Below are 20282 nucleotides of genomic sequence, written 5' to 3'. Positions count from 1 at the left end.
TACGGCGCGGGCGGCGATATCGTCTCGATCGACTACGCCGCTTCTGACTGCGGGTACGGGATCAGCCAGGCCACCGACGGGATGCACATCGGCGACCATTCGCTGTCCGAGCACGGCCAGTGGAAGGTCGCGGTCGACTACCAGGAGAACATCGCCGCCGGCCTGCAGATCTTGGAGACGACCTGGAACCAGCTCTACTCCGCCGGGATCACCGCCAACAACGCCGACCCGCGTTACCTGGAGAACTGGTACTTCGCGGCCTGGGCGTACAACTCGGGCGTCCAGCCGAACGCGGCCAACGACAACACCACCGGCTGCACACCGGGCCCGTCCTGCACCAGCGCGCACGGCACGGCCAAGATCTTGACGCAAGACAAATCAGGTCTGCCGACGCGCTCGTCGGGCCCGATGCTTGTGACGGTGATCTTTATTTGCACTGGTGAGCGGTATCCGTCACCAGCTTGGCTCTTGTCTTGAGGGACGTGCCGCGATGGGCAGGAACTTGTGGAAGCAGGTGGCCAAGCGTAGACACTGTGGATGGGGACAGGCGTGGCCCTGCCGGGCCGGGATCCGCCCGACGCCGTCGTGCTGCAGCAGAGCGCGCGCACTCGGGTGACTCGAGTGTCCCTGCCGGGTGGCGTCGCCTTCGTCTGCAAGGAGCCACTCGGGCCGGACGCGCAGCGGCGGCTGCGGCACGAGGTAGCGATTCTGGAGCGGCTGCGCGGTGTCGACGGGGTCGCGCAACTGATGGATGCGCCGCGGTACCCGGGATCGATCGTGCTGGCGGACGCCGGTGACACCACCCTTTCCGGGCCGGCCGAGCCACTGGCCATCGATGAGCTGATCCGGCTGGCCGGCAAACTGGCCGAGGCGGTCGCAGGAATGCATCGCCGCGGAGTACTGCACCGTGACATCACTCCGGCCAACATCGTCGTCTCCGGGGACGGGGACCCGTGCCTGGTGGATTTCGCGCTGGCGACGCCGTTCGCCGAGATCCGTCCCGAGTTCACCCACCACAGCGAGATCGTCGGGTCGCTCGCCTACCTCGCTCCCGAGCAGACCGGGCGCACCGGCCGTTCGGTGGACCAGCGTGCGGACCTGTATGCGTTGGGCGCAACGCTCTACGAACTGGCCACGGGCCGGCCACCGTTCGGCTCCGGCGACCCGCTGCGCCTGACCCACGATCACCTGGCACGGGTGCCGGTGGCGCCGGTCCAACTGAACCCGGCAGTACCCGCTCCGCTGTCCGAAATCGTGATGCGGCTGCTGGAGAAGGAGCCCGACCACCGCTACCAGTCCGCCGAGGGCCTGGCCCACGACCTGCACCAGGTCCGCGACGTCCAGGCGCATCCGGCGGCGGCTCGGGTGCACATCGGCGAGCACGACGTTCCGCAGCGGCTGCTGCCGCCCTCACGGCTGGTGGGACGCGATGCCGAGGTGACAGCGCTGGAGGTGGCGTTCGACGAGGCGCTGGCCGGCCGCTGCCAGGGTGTGCTGGTCGGCGGGGCGCCGGGGGTGGGCAAGACCGCGTTGGTCGATCAGCTGCGGTCGGTGGTGACGGGCCGGGACGGCTGGTTCGTGGCCGGCAAGTTCGACCAGTACCGGCGGGATATCGAGTTCAACGCGGGATATCAGGCGTTCCGGGCGCTGGGTCGGCTGTTGCTGGCCGAGCCGGAGGATGTGCTCGCCGCGATTCGTGAACGGATCGTCGATTCGGTCGGGGCGACCGCAGGTCTGTTGAGCACGGTGGTGCCGGAGTTCGCGGTGCTGCTGGGGGTGCCGCCGGATGCGGGGGATCCGCTGACCGCGCAGGCGCGCATGCAGCAAGCAGGTGTGCAGGGGCTGCGGGCGGTCGCGTCGCGGAACCGGCCGGTGGTGGTGTTCCTCGATGACTTGCAGTGGGGTGGGCGCACCCCGCTCGGCTTCGTCGATCTCGTGCTGTCGGAGGAACCGGTCGAAGGCCTGTTGCTGGTCGGCGCCTACCGCGACGTCGAGGTGGACGCGGCGCATCCGCTGACCACGCTGCTGTCCCGGTGGCGCGAGCAGGCCGGCGTGCGCTGGCTGGGGCTGGACAACTTGGCGGTGCCGAGCCTGGTCGCCATGGTGGCGGAGGTGCTGCGCGCGGATCGGGCCACCGTGGCGGGACTGGCCGAGATGCTCAGTGAGCGCACCTCCGGCAACCCGTACGAGACGGCGGAGCTGCTCAACGCGCTGCAGCGGGAGGGCGTGCTGGCGGCGACCGCCGCCGGGTGGCGGTGGGATGACGCGGCGGTGCGGGCTCGGCTGGGCCAGTCCGAGGTGGCCGGACTGCTGGCGGCGCGGGTCGCGGCGATGCCGCCGCCCTCGCGGGCGCTGGTCGAGGCGATGGCGTGCCTGGGCGGGCGAGCCGAGGTGAGTCTGCTGCAGACCGCCACCGCCGCACAGGCGGGCGTGGTGGACCAACAGCTAGCGCCCGCCCTCGACGAGGGCGTCCTGGTGATCGAGCCGGGACTGCGAGAGGCCGTGCGGTTTCGCCACGACCGCACCCGCGAGGTCATCCTGAGTGGGCTGGACCCGCCGCGGCGAGGTGCCCTGCAGCTGGCGATCGCGCGGCGGCTGGCCGGGCTACCGGAGCTCTTCGCGGTGGCGGCCGAGCAGTACCTGCCGGTGATCGACGCCGTCGTCGATGCGGCGGAGCGCCGGCAAGTGGTGGGGCTGCTGCGCCGCGCCGCAGACGAAGCGGCGTTGATCGGCGAGTACACACTGGTGAACGCGCTGCTGGTCGCCGCGCTGCGGCTGATCGGCCCGGGGGAGACCGCCACACTGATCCAGGTGCACACCGGCCGCCACGCCGCCCTCTACAGCGTCGGGCGACTGGACGAGGCGGACGCGGAGTACCACACGATCGCGCGGCTGTGTCCCAGCACGATCCGACGCGCCGACGCGACCGCGGTACAGATACGCAGCTTGACCCACCGCAAACGGTTCACAGAGGCGATCGATCTGGGCCTGAAGTCGCTGCGCGCGTGCGGCATCACCATCCCGGCCGCCGACCAGCTCGCCGCCGATCTCGACCACCAGTACGAGTACCTGTACCGGTGGCTGGAAACCGACACCGCCGAGGATCTGGTTCGGCCGGAGATCACCGACCCCACGCTGCTCGCTGCGACCCGCCTGCTCGACGCGACCCTGCCGCCGGTCTCTTTCCTCGCCGACCACACCAGGCTCGCCTGGCTGAGCCTGGAAGCCCTGCGGATCTGGCTCGAGCACGGACCCGGCCGCACCCTGGTCTGCCCCGCCTGCTTCGCCTCTTACTACACCGTGGTACAGCGCGGCGACAGCGCCGGATATCGAGCGTTGCGGCGGTTCCTGGCGTGGGGCGAAGCCCGCGGCTATGAGCCCGAGACCTCGTACGCGCACTACTACTTCGCCATCCTCAGTTGCTGGTTCGAGCCCCTCGAAAACGGTCTCCACGCCATGCTGCGTGCCCGCGAGGGGCTGATCGCAGGTGGCGACCTGGCGTACGCCGGCTACACCTACCACTCGATCGAGTACTTCTTGCTCGACTGCCCGCCAACCCTCGACCACCTCGTCGAGCAGCTGGAGGCGGGCGTCGCCTTTGCACGGCGCACCGGCAACGAACAGATCGGCCAGGTACTCGACGGTCACCGGTGGCTGGCCGGTGTGCTGCGCGGCGGAAGCCCGGACGCGATTGGTACGGCGGATCCCACCGACAGGTACGCCGACAATCCGATGGCGCTTTTGTACGCCCATCTCACCCGGGCGCTCGCCGCCGCCGTCTTCGGCGATCCATCCGGCTTGGCACAGCACACCGCGGCGGCGATGCCGCTACTACCGGCCATCCTGGGCCACTACTCGACCGCCGTGGCCCGCCTGCTGCGTGGGTTGGCCCTGGCCGGGCAAGCCCGCAACACGGCCGGTGACGAGCGCGCCGCTCTGCTGGCCGAGCTGGACGAGACGACGCGGTGGCTGGCTGCACGTGCCGCAGCCGCGCCGGACAACTTCCTGCATCTGCAGCGGTGGCTGGAGGCCGAGCGGGCGTGGGTACTGGGGGATTACCGGGCCGCTGAGCTGGCGTTCGACGCTGCTCGACGCGAGGTCGCCGGCCGTGCGCGGCCGTGGCACCGGGCGTTGATCACCGAACGCGCGGCCCGCTTCTACCTGGCCCGCGGCTTGGACCGCGTCGGCGGTGAGCTGCTCGCCCAAGCCCGCCACACCTATGCCGCCTGGGGCGCGAGCGCGAAGGTCGACCAACTCGACTGGGCTTACCCCACACTGCGGCCACACTCCGACGCGACCGGTGGGCCGGGCGGCGACCAGCCCGCTGATCCGGCGCAGCAAACCGGCCCGGTCACCACCGGCACCCTGGATCTGCTGGGCATCCTGGCCGCCTCCCAGGCCCTGAGCTCCGAGACCAGCATCGAACGCCTGCGCGCCCGCGTCGTCGAGGTTCTGAGTGCGATGACCGGCGCCACCGGTGTGCAGCTGCTGCTGTGGAACCCCGAACGCGACGACTGGCTGCTCCCCGCTCCCGACAGCGACACCGGCACCACCCAGATCCAAGACATCACTCAGATCGGACGCACCGCCCCGAGCGCCGCCGGGGAACCCATGGTCCCGCTGTCTGTGCTGCGCTATGTCCAACGCCTCGGCGAATCGGTGCTGGTCGCCGACGCCGCCGAGGACGACCGCTTCGCCCGTGACCCCTACTTCTCCGACATCGACCGCTGCGCCCTCCTGGCCGTGCCCATCCTCAGCCGCGGCAGCCTGCGGGCGGTGTTGCTGCTGGAGAACCGGCTCATCCGCGCCGCGTTCACTGCCGAGCGGCTCGACGCGGTCAGCCTCATCGCCGGGCAACTGGCTGTGTCGCTGGACAACGCGCAGCTCTACGCCGAGCTGACCACCTCACGCGCCCGCGTCGTCACCACCGCCGACCAGACCCGCCAGCGCATCGAGCGCGATCTTCACGACGGCGCGCAACAACGGCTGGTCTCCCTCGCTCTCCACGCCCGCACGGCACAAGCATCAGCACATCTCGACGCCACTGAGCTCCGAGCCCAGCTGGACAATCTCGCCACCGAAGCGATCACCGCACTCGACGAACTGCGCGAGCTCGCCCGCGGCATTCACCCGGCCGTCCTCGCCGACGGCGGGCTGCACTCCGCACTCAAAGCTCTGGCCCGCCGCTCGTCGGTCCCGGTCGAGCTGGACGTAACCATCCCGCGGCGGCTACCCGAACAATTCGAGATCGCCGCCTACTACCTGGTCGCCGAAGCTCTGACCAACACCGCCAAACACGCGCACGCCACCACCGTCGGCGTCACGGTCGACACCACCGACCAGGAGACCGGCGACGTCCTGCGCGTCTGCGTCCGCGACGACGGCCGCGGCGGCGCCGACCTCACCCGCGGCACCGGCCTCGTCGGACTCAAAGACCGGGCCGAAGCACTCGGCGGCCGCCTGGTGGTGCACAGCGCCCCCGGCGCAGGCACCACCCTGCATGCCGAACTCCCGTTGTCACACGCCCACAAGGCCCGGGACCACCGAAGATGACCTGAGCCGCAAGGTGAGGGCTTCTCGCTGTCAGGTCGGGGTGCGAACGGTCTCGGCAGGTCCTACTTCATCACTACTTGGCCGTCGCCAAGCACCACAGCGCCGAGCTGGCAGTCGCCTTTCGACGTGCGTCCCAACCCAGCTGGGAATGCAGACGCGCAGCATTGATGACGCGCCTCGTGGTCATCGGCCGCTGTCGGCGTCGAACCCGCGGTTGGCACGCTGGGCGGTGTGCGCTCGAGCTCGCCGTTGGCTCGCCGCTCACGGCGACCTCGGACATCGGTGAGGACAGAAACCATGCGCACCAGGTGAAAACTGTCGCACACACGACGACCAAACCGCGACGTCGCTGACGTCGCTGGCGGGATTCGGCCAGGGTGGCGAGCGAGGTCTCGAAGCAGCGGAACCCGAGCGTCTTCTCGCTGAGCTTGCGGCGCTCACCGTCGCTGCGCGCGCTTTCAGCGGAGCCCAACCGGACCGGGGCGAGGGTGACCCCGGGCTCGCCTGGGCTCAGCCGCGTTTCACCATGATGGCCCAGCCGTCCGCGCAGTAGAACTGGCAAGTGCCGACGAGCACCTGCCCTTCATAGGGCCGCGCGGGGACCCAGCCGTGGGCGAGCTGCACCTGGTAGCGGCCGGCGGGCACGGCGGTGAAGGCGACGTGTCCGCCGGAGTCGGTCCGCTGGGTGGCCACCGAGTGGCCGTCGGCCAGGTCGAGCAGGGTGACGGCTGTGTGGGCGACTGCTTCGCCGGGATCCTGGATCAGGTTGTGGTTGTCGTCGTGGTAGATCGAGCCGTTGGTGTCCTGCGCAGTGCCGGGCACGTGTGCCCACAGATTCACGCGAGGGAAGCCCGTGGGGTCGCCGAACACAGTGCCGAAGTCGCAGTCCACCATGAACCCGCCGTACTGGTCCGACACGGAGGGAACCGTGCCGGTCTCGACGAAGGTGCGGCTTTCCCCGGGCGCGAACGTCAGCATCGCGGGATAGGTGAGGTCCGACCAGTTCCGCCAGCCGGACAAGTGGTCCGGACTGTCCCCGACTCGGTCGCACTCGCCCGTGATACCCGACAGCGGCTGGGATCCGACGTTGGTCAGCGTGATCGTCACCTGCGCACTGTCTCCGGGCACGTAGGTGCCGCGATCCAGAGTGGCCGTGGCGTGCAACTGGTCCGACAACGGCCGCACCGCGCGCAGGACCACGTTCGTGTTCTGATCGCCGATGTCGAGCGTGGTGTCCTGGTAGTCGTACACCCAGCTGTCGGGTAACGCGTTGGCATAAAGGTTGTAGCGCTGCACCGGGACACCCATGAAGGTGAACGCCCCGTCTACGCCGGAAACAGTCTCGAAAGTCGAGTTCCCGGTGGAGAGCTGTACCGTCACCCCGGCCAGGCCTTCGCCGGGGTCGAAGACATGGTTGCCGTTGCGGTCGCCGTAGACGGCTCCACCGCCCGACCCCGAGGTCGTGGTCGGATCGACCATCGGGACAGTGAGGTCGGCGGGGCTTTGGCCCCAGTCAGGGAAGGCGGCGCTGAACCGGACCTGCGGCGGACCGTCGACCCAGTCGTACACCACCGCGGTCACGGTGACGGTGGCAGTTGCGCCGGGATCGAGCGTGACGCCGGGCTCGGAATAGTCCAGGCCGTGCCAGTCCGTGACCGAGAGCCAGGAACCGCCCAGTTGGGTCGTCGTCGCGTGGAGCGCGGTGAGCGGGGAGACCCCGACATTGTGCAGCGAAAGCGCGATCGGGAACGGCTTCCCGATGATGCGCGCGCTGTCGTCGACGGAGGCGGACAGTTCGACCTGGATGCCGGGGCCGTCGTCGGCGAGGGCGGCCGGAGTGGTGAGGGCAGCGATGGTCAGCGCAGTGGTCAACCCGGCGACCAGCCGGGCGACCCCGCGCGAAAATCTGCGGGACAAGTGTTTCCCCCTGGAGCAGGCCGTCCGTGAGCGTTCCCCGATGCACGCTTGCCGGGCCGGCATGTTGCGCAGAATGTCTGCGATCTCCGGAAACGTAACCCCGCCCGGGAGGCCTGCGCCAGCAGATATGCCCGGTTGGAGCAGCGCCCAATGCTCACCCGAATTCGGCTTCGTTGCGCCCGCGTCGCGGAAGCGGATCGTCGCGGGTGTCGGCATCATCAGCGTGGGTCGATCCCGATCGGGCCGGCACCACGGTCCCGGTGCTCGATGACGGCCGTCGCGTCGTCGCGGTGCTCGTCTCGCAGGGCGTCGGCAGCGAGCCGGACCTCGTGCACCAACTGCAACCAGATCGCCGGGGCGACCAACTGGGCGAACGACCGGTACCCCTCCCTCCGGCTGCCCTACGCTGGTGATCTGCGTGGGTTCGGGGAGGGACGGCGCGGTGCTGAGAGTGCTTGGCGAGGTCGAGGCCTGTGTCGGCGGCCGGGTGGTGGATCTGGGGCACCCCAAGCAGCGCTGCGTTCTGGCCGTGCTGATCGTGGCCCGGGGCCGCCCGGTGCCCATCGACATCCTCGTCGACCGGGTCTGGGGCGCGGCCGCGCCGTCGCGGGGCCGCGAGACGGTGCACAGCCACCTGTCGCGGCTGCGGCAGGCCCTCGGTGCGGGCGACGTCTCCATCACTCGCCGGCCCGGCGGGTACACGGTCGACTCCGACGAGTCCACAGTGGACCTCTACGCGTTCTGGGACGCTTGCGCTACCGCGATCGCCGAGAACGACGACTCTCGCGTGGTGACGCTGCTGACCGGAGCGCTCGCCCTGTGGCGAGGCCGGGCCCTGGCGGGGCTGCCGGGCGAGTGGGCGGAAGCGGAACGCGAGCGACTCGGACGCGAACGGCTGGCGGCTCGTACCGAACTGGCAGAGGCCCGGCTCCGCCTCGGCGAAGGCGCCCGGCTCGTCCCGGAGCTCGAAGCGTTCGCCGCCGAGCACCCTTACGACGAGCGGATCGCGCGCCTGTGCATGACGGCGCTGCACCGGGCCGGGCGAACCGCGGACGCACTCGGCCACTACCGCGGAATCCGTGTGCGGCTGGCCGACGACCTCGGCGTCGACCCCGCCGAACCGCTGGCCGCTCTGCACCAGGAGCTGCTCGGCACGCATCGGTCCGTGACAACTGTGCCGCGGCAGCTCCCGCTCGCAATCCGCGACTTCACCGGGCGCGAGGACCACCTGGCCGCGCCGGTGTGGCTGCTCAGCTTGTCCGACCACGCGTCGAACGTGTAGTGCCCGCTCACGCCGACGAAGTTCGGCGTCCAGCACCGCGTCTGACCGGGTTCGATGTGCTCGTTGCCACCGGCGCTGTCGCACGAGAGGTCCCAGGTCCAGGACCCGTCGCGGTAGACCTGCAAAAGGACCTGCGCGTACTCGCTCGCCATCATCGGGCTCGAGTAGATCGCGAACCCCAGTAGTTGTACGCGCTGTCGCGGCAGAGCTCCACCGTGCCGACCCGTGCGCCGCCGGTAACCGCGCTGATGGGCACGGTCGCGACAACGGTCCCGTACCCACTGGAGTTCTGGCAGTTCGGCGCTGCCAGGGGCTGCGCACCCGCGGGAACCGCGAGCCCCACCGTGACCGCGCCGGCGGCCCCCAGCGCAGCGATAACCTTCTTCAACATCAGTTTCCTCCCGGTTCGAGGCGCGGCCCTCGCCGCACCGGCCCCGAGCTTGGCCAGGGGGTGTTGCGGTTTCCTTGCGGTGGCGGCAACCGGCTTCCAGTACCGGTCCTAAGGCGTGTCCGTGCAGACGGGTGCCGATCGGGGGCAGGACGCCGTCCAGCAGCCAGCGGGCCTCGGTCTCCTTCGCGCTCGGGTTGTTCGTGCCGGAGAGACCCTGCAAGCAGTACAGCGCGTTCTGTTGCGATCACCGGAAGTCTCGCGATGCGGCCTCGGCGCTTTGAGGTCGAGCGGGGTGACTTGGTCGGCGACGAGGGACACGGTGCCCTGCCCGACGTGGGCCTTCCCGCGCACGAGCAGTGCCGGGCTGGTCAGCCACACCTACCGGTACCGGCGCCACACCGTTGACCGGACGACGGGGCGACACGCCGTGGCGCTGGCCGCATCTGCGTGCCGAGGTGCGCGCTGCGGCCGTTCGGCGCGAGACTGCGGCGAGCTGGCGTGCCACAGGACTGGGCGCTCGCGGGGAGTGTCCCCTATGGAGCGTGCCGGGCGGTTCGTTCCGGTGGGTGTGGGCCATTCGGCTGTTGACAGCGGGAAAGTTCGCGTCTGTGATCTGATGCTGGCACGGGGTGTTCACGCCGGTGGTTCTTTTCCTGTTCTCGGCCGATGAGGTGCGATGTCCACAGCCCCGGCTACTCGGCTCGGGGACGGTCTTCGGCGGTTCCCAAGCGCGTCGTCGTGCGGTCGGTCACCGCGATCTTCGCCGCGGTCACTCTCGCCGGTGGCGGGGTGATCGTCACCGGTGGTGTCGCCCTGGCCGCGACCTGTTCCCAGTCCCGTCTGCCGCTGCCCGATGCGAGCTGCACCCCGGGCACCTACTACCCGGACGTCACCCAGTCGAATATCCACAGCACGATCTGTGTGACCGGCTGGACTGCCACCGTGCGCCCGCCGACCTCCTACACCAACCCGTTGAAGGTGCAGGGCATCGCCGGCTACGGCTGCAGCGACACCAGCCTCGCCGACTACGAAGAAGACCACATGCTATCCAGCGCTCTCGCGGCGTGACTGCGAAAACTAGGAGTTCAGAACGATAGCGGCGTACCGCCGACGTTGACTGTCGTCGGCATCGGCTTCTGCCGATGAGCAGGTGGCTCAGGGCGAACTCGGTCGTCAGCGTGTGGTGCGATCCGGTTGTATGGAGGCATGATGCGATTCCGGTTCGAGCCGGTGCCGGTCGACGAGGTCGGTCCGTGGGGGTCGGGTCGAAGCGCGCCTGCACTGGTTCGCGCTCACCCAGGGCTGGTTCTGCCTGGATGTGGGTGGAATTGAGTTGCTGCGATACGCCGAGCGGACCGTGGCCTTGTTCCCATTCGAGGGCAGCCGAGCGGCGTCGCCGTGGGTGGACTATTACGTGGTCCGGCTGTGGGAGGACGTGCTGCAGGCGTTGCCGTACATTCTCGAACCCGTGCCGGACGATCTGGCGGACTTTGTGGCTGCCGGATCCGCAGAATGGGTTGACACCGACGACCCGGAGATCCTGCACAACACGCTGATCGACGCCGCCTACGATGCCTGCGGTCAGCGGTGCGTCGACACCGGGTATCTGCGCTTCGGGCCCGTGCTGCGGTGGTGGCGCACCGTCGATCCCGTGGACACTGTCACCGTGGATTGGCAGTTCGCTGCTGATCCTGACTGCGAAATCGCGTTCACCGCACCGCTGTCGGGACGGGCGTCGGTCAGCACGGATGAATTCATCTCCGCTGTGACTGATTTCGATCATCGACTGTTCGAGGCCATGCAGCAGCGGGTGGACCGGCTGGCTGCAACCGGCGCTCCCGCAGAGATCGAACTCGATATTCCCCGCCTGATCCAGGAGCAGGCGGAGCGGCGGACCTGGTTGCCGCGGGCGTTGGCGCAGCAGGTGAGCACCGACTGGGATGTGGTGCGGGCAGGTGTGCCGATCCTGGCTCCGCACCGGGTGTGAGCCAGCAACCGCACCTCGAGATCGAATACCAGATTGGGACCAACCTGTATCGGCGGCGTAAGCGGCATACGCACGCATCTGCCGCCGAGCGTGATGAGGCGGGAACCCCGACACCTCCCGTCGAGGCGTGAGTTCCCCGGACTCGGCCCGGCTCGAACGGGCTGCCACCCCCACCATGCGACGGGCAGGACGCACCCTTACCGGGTAGATGCGCCTTGGGCGAGCTCGTTGTGATGGTAGGTCGGAGGCAAGGACAGCGGCGACCCAGTTTCGCCCGCAGGATCCGCGCGCTCATGCCGCTTATGGATCAGTCGCTCTGACGGGTGTGCGACGCCTCAGATCGTGAGCCATCGGCCACCCGTCGCCGGAGCAGAAGCGGCTCACCTTGCGCGGTCTCCAGCGCTCGGTGGAGTTCGGCGACCTCCTCCCGATGCGACGTGGTCTCCAGAACCCGGGTGGCGATGCCTCGCACCCGGGCCTGGGCCGCTGTCCAGTAGCCGACTTCGGCCACGCCGGCGGTCACCACCTTCATGCCTACGTGGCCGAGGGGTGTCTGGTCGTCGTCCTCGGCCGCCGCCGCGAAACTGAACCGTGTTGCGGACTTACAGCCGGCTGCCTGTGCGTCCAGCCATTGTCGGGCCTCGGCTTCGTCGGCCAGGGAGGTGGTCAGTCGCCGGCGCAGCACCGGATCGCGATGTGCCGCGACCAGCGCCGGCAGGTCGTCCAGTCGCCATGGGCTAAGGCATAACGCGGCCGCGGACTCGGTCTGTGATACGGCCAGGGTGATTGTCACGTCGTCCATTTTGCGCGAGCGGCGCGACTCGCGTGGATCGCGATCGACGACACACGCTCAATGCGGCATGAGAGTGCGTCCCAGCCTGCGGCATGGGGGAGACCCCGCGCTCGTGATGGCCGGCGGACGCCGCGGCTTGCTGTTCGGGATTCGGCTCACCGCGGCTCGGCGACCTGGAGGACGATCTTGCCCCCGGGGTGTTGTGACTGACTTAGTTCGATGGCTTCGCGCCAGTCGGGGAGGGGGATGGTGCGGGCGACGGGGATACCGAAGCGGCCCTGGGCCGCGAGTTGGGCGCACGCCTCGACGACGTCGTAGCGGTGGCCGAGTGGTCCTTCGGTGAACGCGTCGCGGGCGCCGGACTCGCGTGCCTGGGCCAGGTTGCTGATGGTCAGGACGTGCGGGGGGTCGGTGACCGTGCGGAGGAGTTCCGGGATGGTGGCGTCGTCGGGTGGCGAGACGTCGAGGACGACGTCGACGGGGCCGCCTGCCAGCTCGCGTATCCGCTCGGCCATGCCCTTGCCGTAGGAGGTGACCTCGGCTCCGGTGGCGCGCAGGGCTGCGGTGTGGGTGGGGCCGGCGGTGGTGAGCACCCGTGCCCCGGTCCGGCGGGCGAGTTGCACGGCGGCGAAGCCGGTGGTGGTGCCGCCTCCGCTGACGAGCAGGGTCGTGTCGGAGATGATGCGGAGCAGGTCCAGGCCGAGTTGCGCGGTGTCCACGGCCATGGGCAGTGCGGCGGCGGCCGCCGGATCGAGGGCGGGTGGCCGCGGGAACCAGATGTCGAGAAGCGCGTGGTCGGCGGCGCCCGCCGTCGGTCCGGTGAACGGGGCAGGACCGAACACCGCGTCCCCGGGCTGGACGCCCGTCACGTTGTCGCCGATGACGTCGACGGTGCCGGCGACCTCGAGCCCAACTCCGCGGGGCAGGTCGCCGGGGTACAGGCCCCGGCACAGGGCCAGGTCTGCGGGGTTGATCGTGCAGACCTCCACGGCGACCCGGATCTGCCCCGGGGCCGGTCGGGGCTGCTCGGCCTCCTCGAGCCGCAGGACGTCGAGGGGCTCACCGGTGTGGTGGAAACGCAGAGCGCGCATGGCGATCTCCTGGTTTCGATCCGAGTGACAGCAGATGCTGTCATCACTCGACGGTAGCACGGTGACGACAGCATCTGCTGTCACTATGCTGGGACCATGGCTCGTTGGGAGGGCAACACCCGTGAGCGACTCGAGCGCGCCGCGTTGGAGTTGTTCCGCGATCAGGGCTACGACCGCACGTCGGTGGCGCAGATCGCCAAGCACGCCGGCTTGACCGAGCGATCGTTCTACCGCTGGTTCGCCGACAAGCGGGAGGTGCTCTTCGCCGGCGACGAGCTGCAGGCCTGCCTGGAAGCGGGCATCGCCGAGGTGACCGCGGGAACCGGCGCGCTCGCGACGCTGATGGCCGCGTTCACCGCCGTGCCCGAGATACTGCGTCCGCGCGAACTGCTGATCGAGCTGCGCGCCGTCATCGCGGCCAACCCGCCGCTGCGGGAACGCAGCCTGATCAAGGAAGCGATGCTGTCCGAAGTGACCGCCGCGGCGCTGCGCCGCCGTGGCCATGACGAGCAGACCGCGCGGCTGGCCACCGCTCTCGGCATGGCGATCCTGGGGTCGGCCACCAGGCGATGGGTGCTCGGCGAAGAGGCCGACTTCGCCACCCTGCTGGCCGACAGCGCCGCCGACCTCCTCGCTGTCGCCGCCGACCTGCCACCGGCCCACACCCCGACCGGCCACGCGCCACGCAAGGGGAGGTAGCGGGAGACTGGCGACACCTCGGTCCGTCGATCTCGCCGATGCCTGCTCATCGGCGTGACAGGACGTTGGCTCGTGTCCTTAGGTTGCCCACTGTCGTCCAGTGGCGCGCCGACCTCACTGAGGCCGGACGCGCCAGTCTGCTCAGTTCCTCATCCAGGTGAGTCGGTGATGACCGGTACCCCCAGATCGACGGGGCCAGTTGGACCACGAGCGCGTGCTCGGTCGAGGTTGGTCAACTTCCGAGTCGCTTCGTTGAGGCTGGTCTGCAGGCCAGCGACCTCGCCGAGTCAGCCGTTGAGCTGGGCTTCCTGGATGCGGTCCCGGAGGTTGGCGATGATCTCGACCAGCCGTGGCCGGGCTGACGGGTTCAGGCGCATGCTGGGGCAGCGGATGTCCCGTTGACCGAAATAGTGTGGGACGTTCGGGGCGGTTCTCGATGTCAACGGATAGTGACTGTCGAGCCTGTCGAGGCCATTCTAGGAGCCGTAGGTCACTGCGCGTAACGGCTAGATCTGCTGTCATCTCGGTCGTCGATCACGGCGGCGCACGGAGGTATGGATGGCGGCGCACGGCTCAACGGTCCGGGATGTCGCGAACCTGGTGGTGCCCCGGGGTGGCCGGGTGGAGGAGACCGGCGACAGGTCGCTGCCGTTCCGGCTCCTTGACGACCAGGGGGTGGAGGTGGCCGCGGTTACCGAGTTCCTGCACCACATGCTCGCTGACGATGCCAGCCCAGCATCACTGCGGTCTTATGCCTACGAATTGCTTTCGTGGCAACGGTTTCTGCGCGCTGTCGAGGTTCCGTGGCATCTCGCTGGCCGCGCGGAGGCCCGTGATTTCGCGCTGTGGCTGAAGACTAGCAAGAAGCCGCCCCGGCAGCGCCGCCCCGACGCGCCGGCACCAGGATCGGTGAACCCGGTCACCGGCAAGGCGACTTCTGGCGTCAACAACGCAGCCGCGCGCGGCAAGGGCCCCGCCGAGCGATACTGCAGGTGAACCACGTGCTGCGGCTCAAGGCACCGGACACGTCTTACTAATTGACCAAACTCAGGAGCAGTCGGTGGACGTCGGCTACTCGGTGCCCACGGGCACGTTCCGCTGCCCGTGGCCCTGCTGCTGGCCGCGGTGGCGGGCATCCTGCTCACCGCGCTGGCGGGCAGCGCGCGATCATGCAGTTGCGCGCGACCGCCCGCAAACACCGCCGGGCCCACCACAGGGCTGTGAAGGCCAAGGCCAAGGACTCGTCGAAGGCCCGGCGGTAGCGCGGACTACCGGGAGCCCGCCACAGGGTGTGGCTTGTAGAAGGACTCCTCCAGGTAGGCGGCCTCGTGCGGCTGGTAGGGCTCCTCCAAGTAGGCGGCCTCGTCTTCGTCGAGTTCGACGTCCACCGCGGCGACCGCGTCGGCCAGCTGGGCCGGCTTGGTGACCCCGACGATGGGCGAGGTCACCGCCGGGTTGCGCATGACCCAGGCCAGGGCGACCTGGGCCGGGGACAGACCCCGCTTGCCCGCGATCTCGTGGACGCGTTCGGCCACTGCCTGGTTTTCGTCGCGGTAGAGGATCTTGCCGCCCTCGTCGGTCTCGGCACGCGCCGTGGCGGTGTCCTGAACCCGGGTCAGCCTGCCCCGCGCCAGCGGGCTCCATGGGATCACGCCGATGCCCTGGTCGGCGCAGAGCGGGAACATCTCCCGCTCTGCTTCCCGGTGGATGAGATTGTAGTGGTCCTGCATCGACACGAACCGGGTCCAGCCGTTCAGGTCAGCCAAGTACAGGGCCTTGGCGAACTGCCAGGCGTACATGGAAGAGGCTCCGAGGTAGCGGACCTTCCCGGACCTGACCGCGTCGTGCAGCGCCTCGAGGGTTTCCTCGATCGGGGTGTCGTAGTCCCAGCGGTGGATCTGGTACAGGTCGATGTAGTCGGTCCCCAGTCGCTTCAGGGAGGCGTCGAGCTCGGCGAAGATCGCTTTGCGGGACAGCCCGGCGCCGTTCGGGCCGGGGCGCATCCGCATCCAGACCTTGGTGGAGAGAACGACCTCCTCGCGCCGGGTGAAGTCCTTGACTGCCTGGCCGACGATCTCCTCGCTGCTTCCGGCGCTGTACCCATTGGCCGTGTCGAGGAAGTTGACGCCGCCCTCGAGCGCCTGCTTGATGATGTCCCGGCTGGCGTGCGCGCCCAGCGACCAGGGCTCGCCGCCCCGATCCGGCTCGCCGAAGCTCATGCAGCCGAGCGTGATCGCGGAGACTTCCAGTCCGGTCGTTCCGAGTTTGATGTATCGCATGCTTTCGAATCTAGGAGCTGGAGTGCGCTCTAACGCAATACGTCTCGGTCCGGAATTCGGAGGCGTGGGGCATGTGGGCCCTGTCAGGTTTCGGCCGTTTCGGCCAGCCGTACCAGAGAACCCAGTGGTAGCGAGTACAAACTGTCAATTCTCGGCCGAGCGCGTGGGGCACTACTCAGCCCCCCGACGGCAAACCGCCCTCGCGGGTCCGTCGCCACGACCGATCATCGCTCGATCACTAAGAGATTCCGCTGGTCCGGGCGGCGGTGTCGCGGCGTTCGCGACGGCGCCCCTACCCGCTGCATCTCTTGGTAAGTGCTGCAGCCAGCAGCGCCAGCGCAGCCAAGTCCATGCGGTGTCGAGCACGCAGGAGCTGGCTCGATCATCCCTTCAAGATGGTTGGTTCCGTCGTGCAATCACGTAGCGTATCCAAGCTAAGATTGCGCCTACGGTGACGAAGACGGCAAGATACTGGGCTGCATCGAACCAGTTCGGGCTGACGATGAACAAGATCCACAGCACGACAGCGATGAGTGTTTGGACAGTGGGTAATACAAGATCGGGCCTTTCTTCGATTTTTCGCGTCACTCACGGAACGGTCCTCTCTGCTAGCCGCCTCCGACGTGCTGGCGTCCGGTGGCGCTGATCAGGCCGACGTGGCCGTCACCGGCGCGGTGTCGGGCTTGCCCAGGTGCCGGTAGATGGTGGGACGGGTGACGCCGAACACCGCGGCGATCTGGGCGACCGTGTAACGACGCTTGCCGTCATCGCCTCGTTCGTCGTACATCTGCCGGGCCAGCTGCACCTGGCGGGCGCCGAGCTTCGGCTTCTGCCCGCCGGTGCGACCGCGTGCACGGGCAGCGGCCAGGCCGTCCTGAGCGGCGGCGTCGAACTGAGTAAGCGAAAGTGCTCCGTGGATTGGTGTAGGCGGGGCAGTTTCGCTGTCAGGTGAGGGATATCGATTGGCGGTCGCGGTGCGGGCGTCTTGCTCGGCACGCGGGTAATCCACACGGTGTTACTGCGCTCCTCAGCCTAACCGTATTCGCCTTTCGAACCGACCGGGCCGGAGTACACAAACCACTCGGCCACGCTCGCCACCAGGTCGGCACGCGTCCAGGTTTCCTTGCCCTGCATGACTTCCTCTTCCAGTTGCTCGGTCCGACTCCGCGGAAGGAGGTAGCGGGGCCGGAGATTGGGTGCCTGCCCCCGGCGGGGCGGGAAGGGGGTGCCGGGCCGGGGGCAGGCATGTCGGTGCGGCGAGCGGGCGCGGGGATGCTCTAGCCGGACCGAGGCGGGCGGGGCGGGCCCTGAAGTGAGTGGAGAAGATCGGAGAAGGCTCGGCTGAGCTTCGTGCCCGCGAAGTCGAGCAGCGCGTCCGGTGCGGCCGGCGCCCCGAGAACCACGCACCCGCACAGCACCGGTGGAGCCTCACCGCGCTGCCCACACGTCGGCGCGTGCTCACGAGAGCCGAATACGAAGACGCTCATGCGATTGACTGCGATCTTGGCGCCGACCGAGGACGCGGGGTGAGAGCTCACACGAAAAAGAGGAACAATGTACCTGCCCCGGGACCAGCTCATCGAGCCGGGATCCCACTGGGTAGCGGCGGGCAAAGCTACCCGTAAGAACGCGCAGCCGCGGAACGGGCAGCACGGCAGTGCCGGAGATTGATCGCTATCGTGCCACCGAACGCCTCGAATACCCCCGAAATCAACCTGCGCGCAGCACGTCGCATCGCGTCGGGAGTCGCAGTCGGCCACGAGGCACGATCCCCCACCAGAAGAAAGCAGCAATCGATGAATTCCAGTTTCACCTCGGCTGTCGGCGTCGTCGGGGCACTGCTCGCGATCGTCAGCCTCTGGCGCATTTTCACCAAGGCGGGCGCGGCCGGTTGGAAGGCCATCATCCCCTTCTACAACATCTACACGCTCCTCAAGATCGTCGGCAGGCCCGGCTGGTGGCTCGTGCTGTACATCATTCCGCTGGTCAATGTCGTCGTCCACGCCATCGTCTCGATCGACCTCGCCCGCAGCTTCGGCAAGGGTAAGGTGTTCGGCCTCATCGGACTGTGGCTGTTCAGCCTCATCGGCTTCCTGATCCTCGCGTTCGGCAGCGCCCAGTACACCCGCGCAAACCGGCAGGACACCGCCGCACCGGCGCTGGTCTGACGAAACCACCTGTTCCTCTGAGCCCGTCGAGTCCGAACCGGTTCCCGGTGCTGCGGCAGTGTGGATCGTCCAGCCGCGGCACCGGGACCGACCGGAGCACGGGCTCGTCAGCTGCACCGCACCTGGGGTGCCGGTCAACTCTCCACTGGATACCACCGATCGGGGTGCCCCGCGAACCGGTTGTCGTTGTCTGGCAACGCTTCGGCCACCCGGACCCGACAGAAGTAATTCCTGGCACCACCAGGCGGTGGCCGGCCTCGGCGCGGGAGTCGTGGCCTCCGGGCACACCGCGAACGGGGTCGTGGAAGCGATCGAAGTTTCGGGCCGACCGGTGTTGGGGGTTCAGTGGCATCCCGAGTGGATGCGGACGCCGAGCCAGCCTTCGGCTGGCTGGTCGCCGAGGTGGGCGTTGAACGCTCGTACCGAGGACGTCCCGATGATCCCGGGCATGAACCCGAGTGAGAACGACGACGAATCGCGCGCGGCCACCAGCACTCGCGGACGGAGGGCGGCCGCGGCGGCCGGAAGAGGACGAGCATCGTCCAAGCAGTTGGCGTCCGGCGGGCGTCAGTTCAGTCGACCGCCTGTTTCGCCGGAAGGCCGGGGCGTTGAGCTCGGTCTCGAGTGCACGGATCTGCCGTGACAGCACCGGTTGCGCGATGTGCAAGCGATCGGCTGCACGGCCGAAGTGGAGCTCTTCGGCGAGTGCCACGAAGTACCGCAGCTTCCGCAGGTCGACATCCATTCGAACTCCTTGTCGCGTGGCGCAGGAATGGGGAGGACGAACCGCCCGCTTGCCCCGGGGCCGGAGCTCGCAGTCACACAGCGGGATTCGGCACGCAGTGCGAGACCTTCACCTCTCATCCGAGATTGTTGCCGCCTATGGGGTGTTTGAGCGGGTGGCGGACGGATCGGCTGAGAAGGGTGTGCGCAAGCGAGGTGCACGAAAAAGGTTGCGGCCGCGGAAGCGGAGCTGAGGTTGGCACCGGGGCTGCATTCGACTACCGCCGTGACGCCGTTCATTTCGTGAGGCGCAGGGGCGTGTTCTGCAAAACATCGACATATCCCTGCGCCAGCGGCGAGAACGTCATCCTCGCGTACACCGACAACTGACGGCGAAAGGGCTTCCGCAGTCGCATCACGGGGGCTCTCAACTCCGGCGGCACGACGTTGTCGGGAATGATCATGGGCCCCAGGCCGGCAGCGGCCAGGCGTACCCCGGCGGAGATCTGGGTCGTGTGGAGGACTCCTCGGGGCACGAACCCGGCAGCCCTGCAGAGTCCTTCGACGATGTCCGACAGCCCGTTCTGACGATCGAACAGCACCCAGCTGCGATCCGCCAGCATCTCGAGATCAATCACACCGCCGTGCTCGGCGACAGGGTCGTGCGGCGGGAGGACCACCACGAACTCCTCGGCGCCCAACGGGACCACCGGCCCCTCCCACCCGACAGGCGTCGGACCCACCGCGAGATCGGCCACGCCGTTGGCGACGTCCTTGGCCAAACGATCGGCGTGGGTGTATTCGAACAGTCGGATAGTCACACCCGGGGCACGCTTGTTCCACTCCGCGACCGAGGCCGGCAGTACGCCGGCGGCCACGGAAAGTACCGTGGCGATCTCGAGGTCTCCGCTGCCGGTGTCGGTCGCCACAGCCGCACGCTTCGCCTGGCGGGCCGCAGTGACCGCCCGCCTGGCGTCCGGCAGGAACGCGCGGCCGGCCGGAGTCAGGCAGGCCAACCTTGGCAGTCGTTCGACGAGTACCGCCCCGATCTCACGCTCGAGCTGCTTGATCTGTTGCGACAAGCCGGGTTGCGAGACGTTCAGCGACTCGGCGGCCCGGGAGAACGATCCCGTCTCCGCTACCGCGATGAGGTACTCCATCTGCCTGAGGGTCACTCGTGCGAAGATAACAGATGATTATGGATTCAGTCGAAGACTGTGATTGGACTTATCAATCGGTCCTCCGCAGACTGGTCGTGACACCTGAAGCAGTCACCTCTGGAGAGACTTGAAAGCCATATGCCACCACTGAGAACATCGCCCAACGAGCTTGCCGGGACACTCGTCTCGACCGGGTTCGCAGGCTGGAGTCCCGCGCTCCGCGCAGAGTTCGCTCGAAA

General features: G+C 68.5%; 15 protein-coding genes and 3 pseudogenes. 9 read left to right on the top strand and 9 right to left on the bottom strand.

Features of this window, described 5'->3' with window-relative positions:
• Positions 1 to 81: 81 nt before the first annotated feature.
• A complete protein-coding gene (locus tag ABZU76_RS18150; RefSeq protein ID WP_354870663.1) occupies positions 82 to 477 on the top strand; it encodes a hypothetical protein in 396 nt (131 codons plus the stop codon).
• A 60-nt stretch (positions 478 to 537) separates the two neighbouring features.
• On the top strand, positions 538 to 5553 hold the full coding sequence (locus ABZU76_RS18145; RefSeq protein ID WP_354870661.1) for an AAA family ATPase: 5016 nt from the start codon (positions 538 to 540) through the stop codon (positions 5551 to 5553).
• Between the two features lie 510 nt (positions 5554 to 6063).
• On the opposite strand, the gene ABZU76_RS18140 is transcribed toward ABZU76_RS18145, so the two are convergent.
• Positions 6064 to 7470, bottom strand: a complete 1407-nt coding sequence (locus ABZU76_RS18140) for an SdrD B-like domain-containing protein (protein WP_354870658.1) — start codon at positions 7468 to 7470, stop codon at positions 6064 to 6066.
• A 442-nt stretch (positions 7471 to 7912) separates the two neighbouring features.
• Between ABZU76_RS18140 and ABZU76_RS18135 the strand changes: the two genes are divergently transcribed.
• Positions 7913 to 8752, top strand: a complete 840-nt coding sequence (locus tag ABZU76_RS18135) for a BTAD domain-containing putative transcriptional regulator (protein WP_354870655.1) — start codon at positions 7913 to 7915, stop codon at positions 8750 to 8752.
• Positions 8753 to 8903: 151 nt separating this feature from the next.
• On the opposite strand, the gene ABZU76_RS18130 is transcribed toward ABZU76_RS18135, so the two are convergent.
• Positions 8904 to 9143, bottom strand: coding sequence for a hypothetical protein (locus tag ABZU76_RS18130; RefSeq protein WP_354870653.1), 240 nt, complete (start codon positions 9141 to 9143; stop codon positions 8904 to 8906).
• 666 nt (positions 9144 to 9809) lie between these two features.
• Between ABZU76_RS18130 and ABZU76_RS18125 the strand changes: the two genes are divergently transcribed.
• Both ABZU76_RS18125 and ABZU76_RS18120 read left to right on the top strand, forming a co-directional pair.
• Entirely contained in the window at positions 9810 to 10211 is a 402-nt protein-coding gene (locus ABZU76_RS18125; RefSeq protein ID WP_354870651.1) for a hypothetical protein, read from the top strand.
• 205 nt (positions 10212 to 10416) lie between these two features.
• Positions 10417 to 11130 (top strand): annotated as a pseudogene (locus tag ABZU76_RS18120) (DUF5984 family protein); the annotation flags it as partial.
• A 307-nt stretch (positions 11131 to 11437) separates the two neighbouring features.
• On the opposite strand, the gene ABZU76_RS18115 reads toward ABZU76_RS18120, so the two are convergent.
• Complete coding sequence (locus ABZU76_RS18115) at positions 11438 to 11923, bottom strand: GNAT family N-acetyltransferase (protein WP_354870649.1); 486 nt, start codon at positions 11921 to 11923, stop codon at positions 11438 to 11440.
• 155 nt (positions 11924 to 12078) lie between these two features.
• The gene (locus tag ABZU76_RS18110; protein WP_354870646.1) at positions 12079 to 13014 is read right to left on the bottom strand and encodes an NADP-dependent oxidoreductase; all 936 of its coding nucleotides are present in this window, start codon (positions 13012 to 13014) and stop codon (positions 12079 to 12081) included.
• A gap of 96 nt (positions 13015 to 13110) precedes the next feature.
• Between ABZU76_RS18110 and ABZU76_RS18105 the strand changes: the two genes are divergently transcribed.
• Both ABZU76_RS18105 and ABZU76_RS18100 read left to right on the top strand, forming a co-directional pair.
• Positions 13111 to 13713 (top strand): helix-turn-helix domain-containing protein, encoded by a 603-nt coding sequence (locus ABZU76_RS18105; protein WP_354870644.1) that lies wholly within the window; start codon positions 13111 to 13113, stop codon positions 13711 to 13713.
• Positions 13714 to 14271: 558 nt separating this feature from the next.
• A complete protein-coding gene (locus ABZU76_RS18100) occupies positions 14272 to 14709 on the top strand; it encodes a hypothetical protein (RefSeq protein WP_354870641.1) in 438 nt (145 codons plus the stop codon).
• Between the two features lie 272 nt (positions 14710 to 14981).
• Here the strand turns inward: ABZU76_RS18100 and ABZU76_RS18095 are convergent, their stop codons facing one another.
• The 3 genes from ABZU76_RS18095 to ABZU76_RS18085 all read right to left on the bottom strand — a co-directional run bounded on the left by ABZU76_RS18095 (position 14982) and on the right by ABZU76_RS18085 (position 17001).
• Entirely contained in the window at positions 14982 to 15992 is a 1011-nt protein-coding gene (locus tag ABZU76_RS18095) for an aldo/keto reductase (RefSeq protein WP_354870638.1), read from the bottom strand.
• 390 nt (positions 15993 to 16382) lie between these two features.
• Entirely contained in the window at positions 16383 to 16580 is a 198-nt protein-coding gene (locus ABZU76_RS18090) for a hypothetical protein (RefSeq protein WP_354870635.1), read from the bottom strand.
• Positions 16581 to 16638: 58 nt separating this feature from the next.
• The gene (locus ABZU76_RS18085) at positions 16639 to 17001 is read right to left on the bottom strand and encodes a helix-turn-helix domain-containing protein (RefSeq protein WP_354870632.1); all 363 of its coding nucleotides are present in this window, start codon (positions 16999 to 17001) and stop codon (positions 16639 to 16641) included.
• Positions 17002 to 17671: 670 nt separating this feature from the next.
• Here ABZU76_RS18085 and ABZU76_RS18080 point away from each other — a divergent pair.
• Entirely contained in the window at positions 17672 to 18160 is a 489-nt protein-coding gene (locus tag ABZU76_RS18080; RefSeq protein WP_354870629.1) for a DUF5684 domain-containing protein, read from the top strand.
• 58 nt (positions 18161 to 18218) lie between these two features.
• A pseudogene (locus ABZU76_RS18075) lies at positions 18219 to 18482 on the top strand (gamma-glutamyl-gamma-aminobutyrate hydrolase family protein); the annotation flags it as partial.
• 282 nt (positions 18483 to 18764) lie between these two features.
• On the opposite strand, the pseudogene ABZU76_RS18070 reads toward ABZU76_RS18075, so the two are convergent.
• Both ABZU76_RS18070 and ABZU76_RS18065 read right to left on the bottom strand, forming a co-directional pair.
• Positions 18765 to 18905: pseudogene (locus tag ABZU76_RS18070) on the bottom strand (LysR family transcriptional regulator); the annotation flags it as partial.
• Between the two features lie 274 nt (positions 18906 to 19179).
• The gene (locus tag ABZU76_RS18065; protein ID WP_354870626.1) at positions 19180 to 20043 is read right to left on the bottom strand and encodes a LysR family transcriptional regulator; all 864 of its coding nucleotides are present in this window, start codon (positions 20041 to 20043) and stop codon (positions 19180 to 19182) included.
• Positions 20044 to 20282: the final 239 nt, after the last annotated feature.

This window comes from Amycolatopsis sp. NPDC005232, assembly GCF_040607795.1.
GTDB lineage: Bacteria > Actinomycetota > Actinomycetes > Mycobacteriales > Pseudonocardiaceae > Amycolatopsis.
Note: the sequence above shows the minus strand (reverse complement) of the source record. Positions and strands in the feature narration are given on the sequence as shown.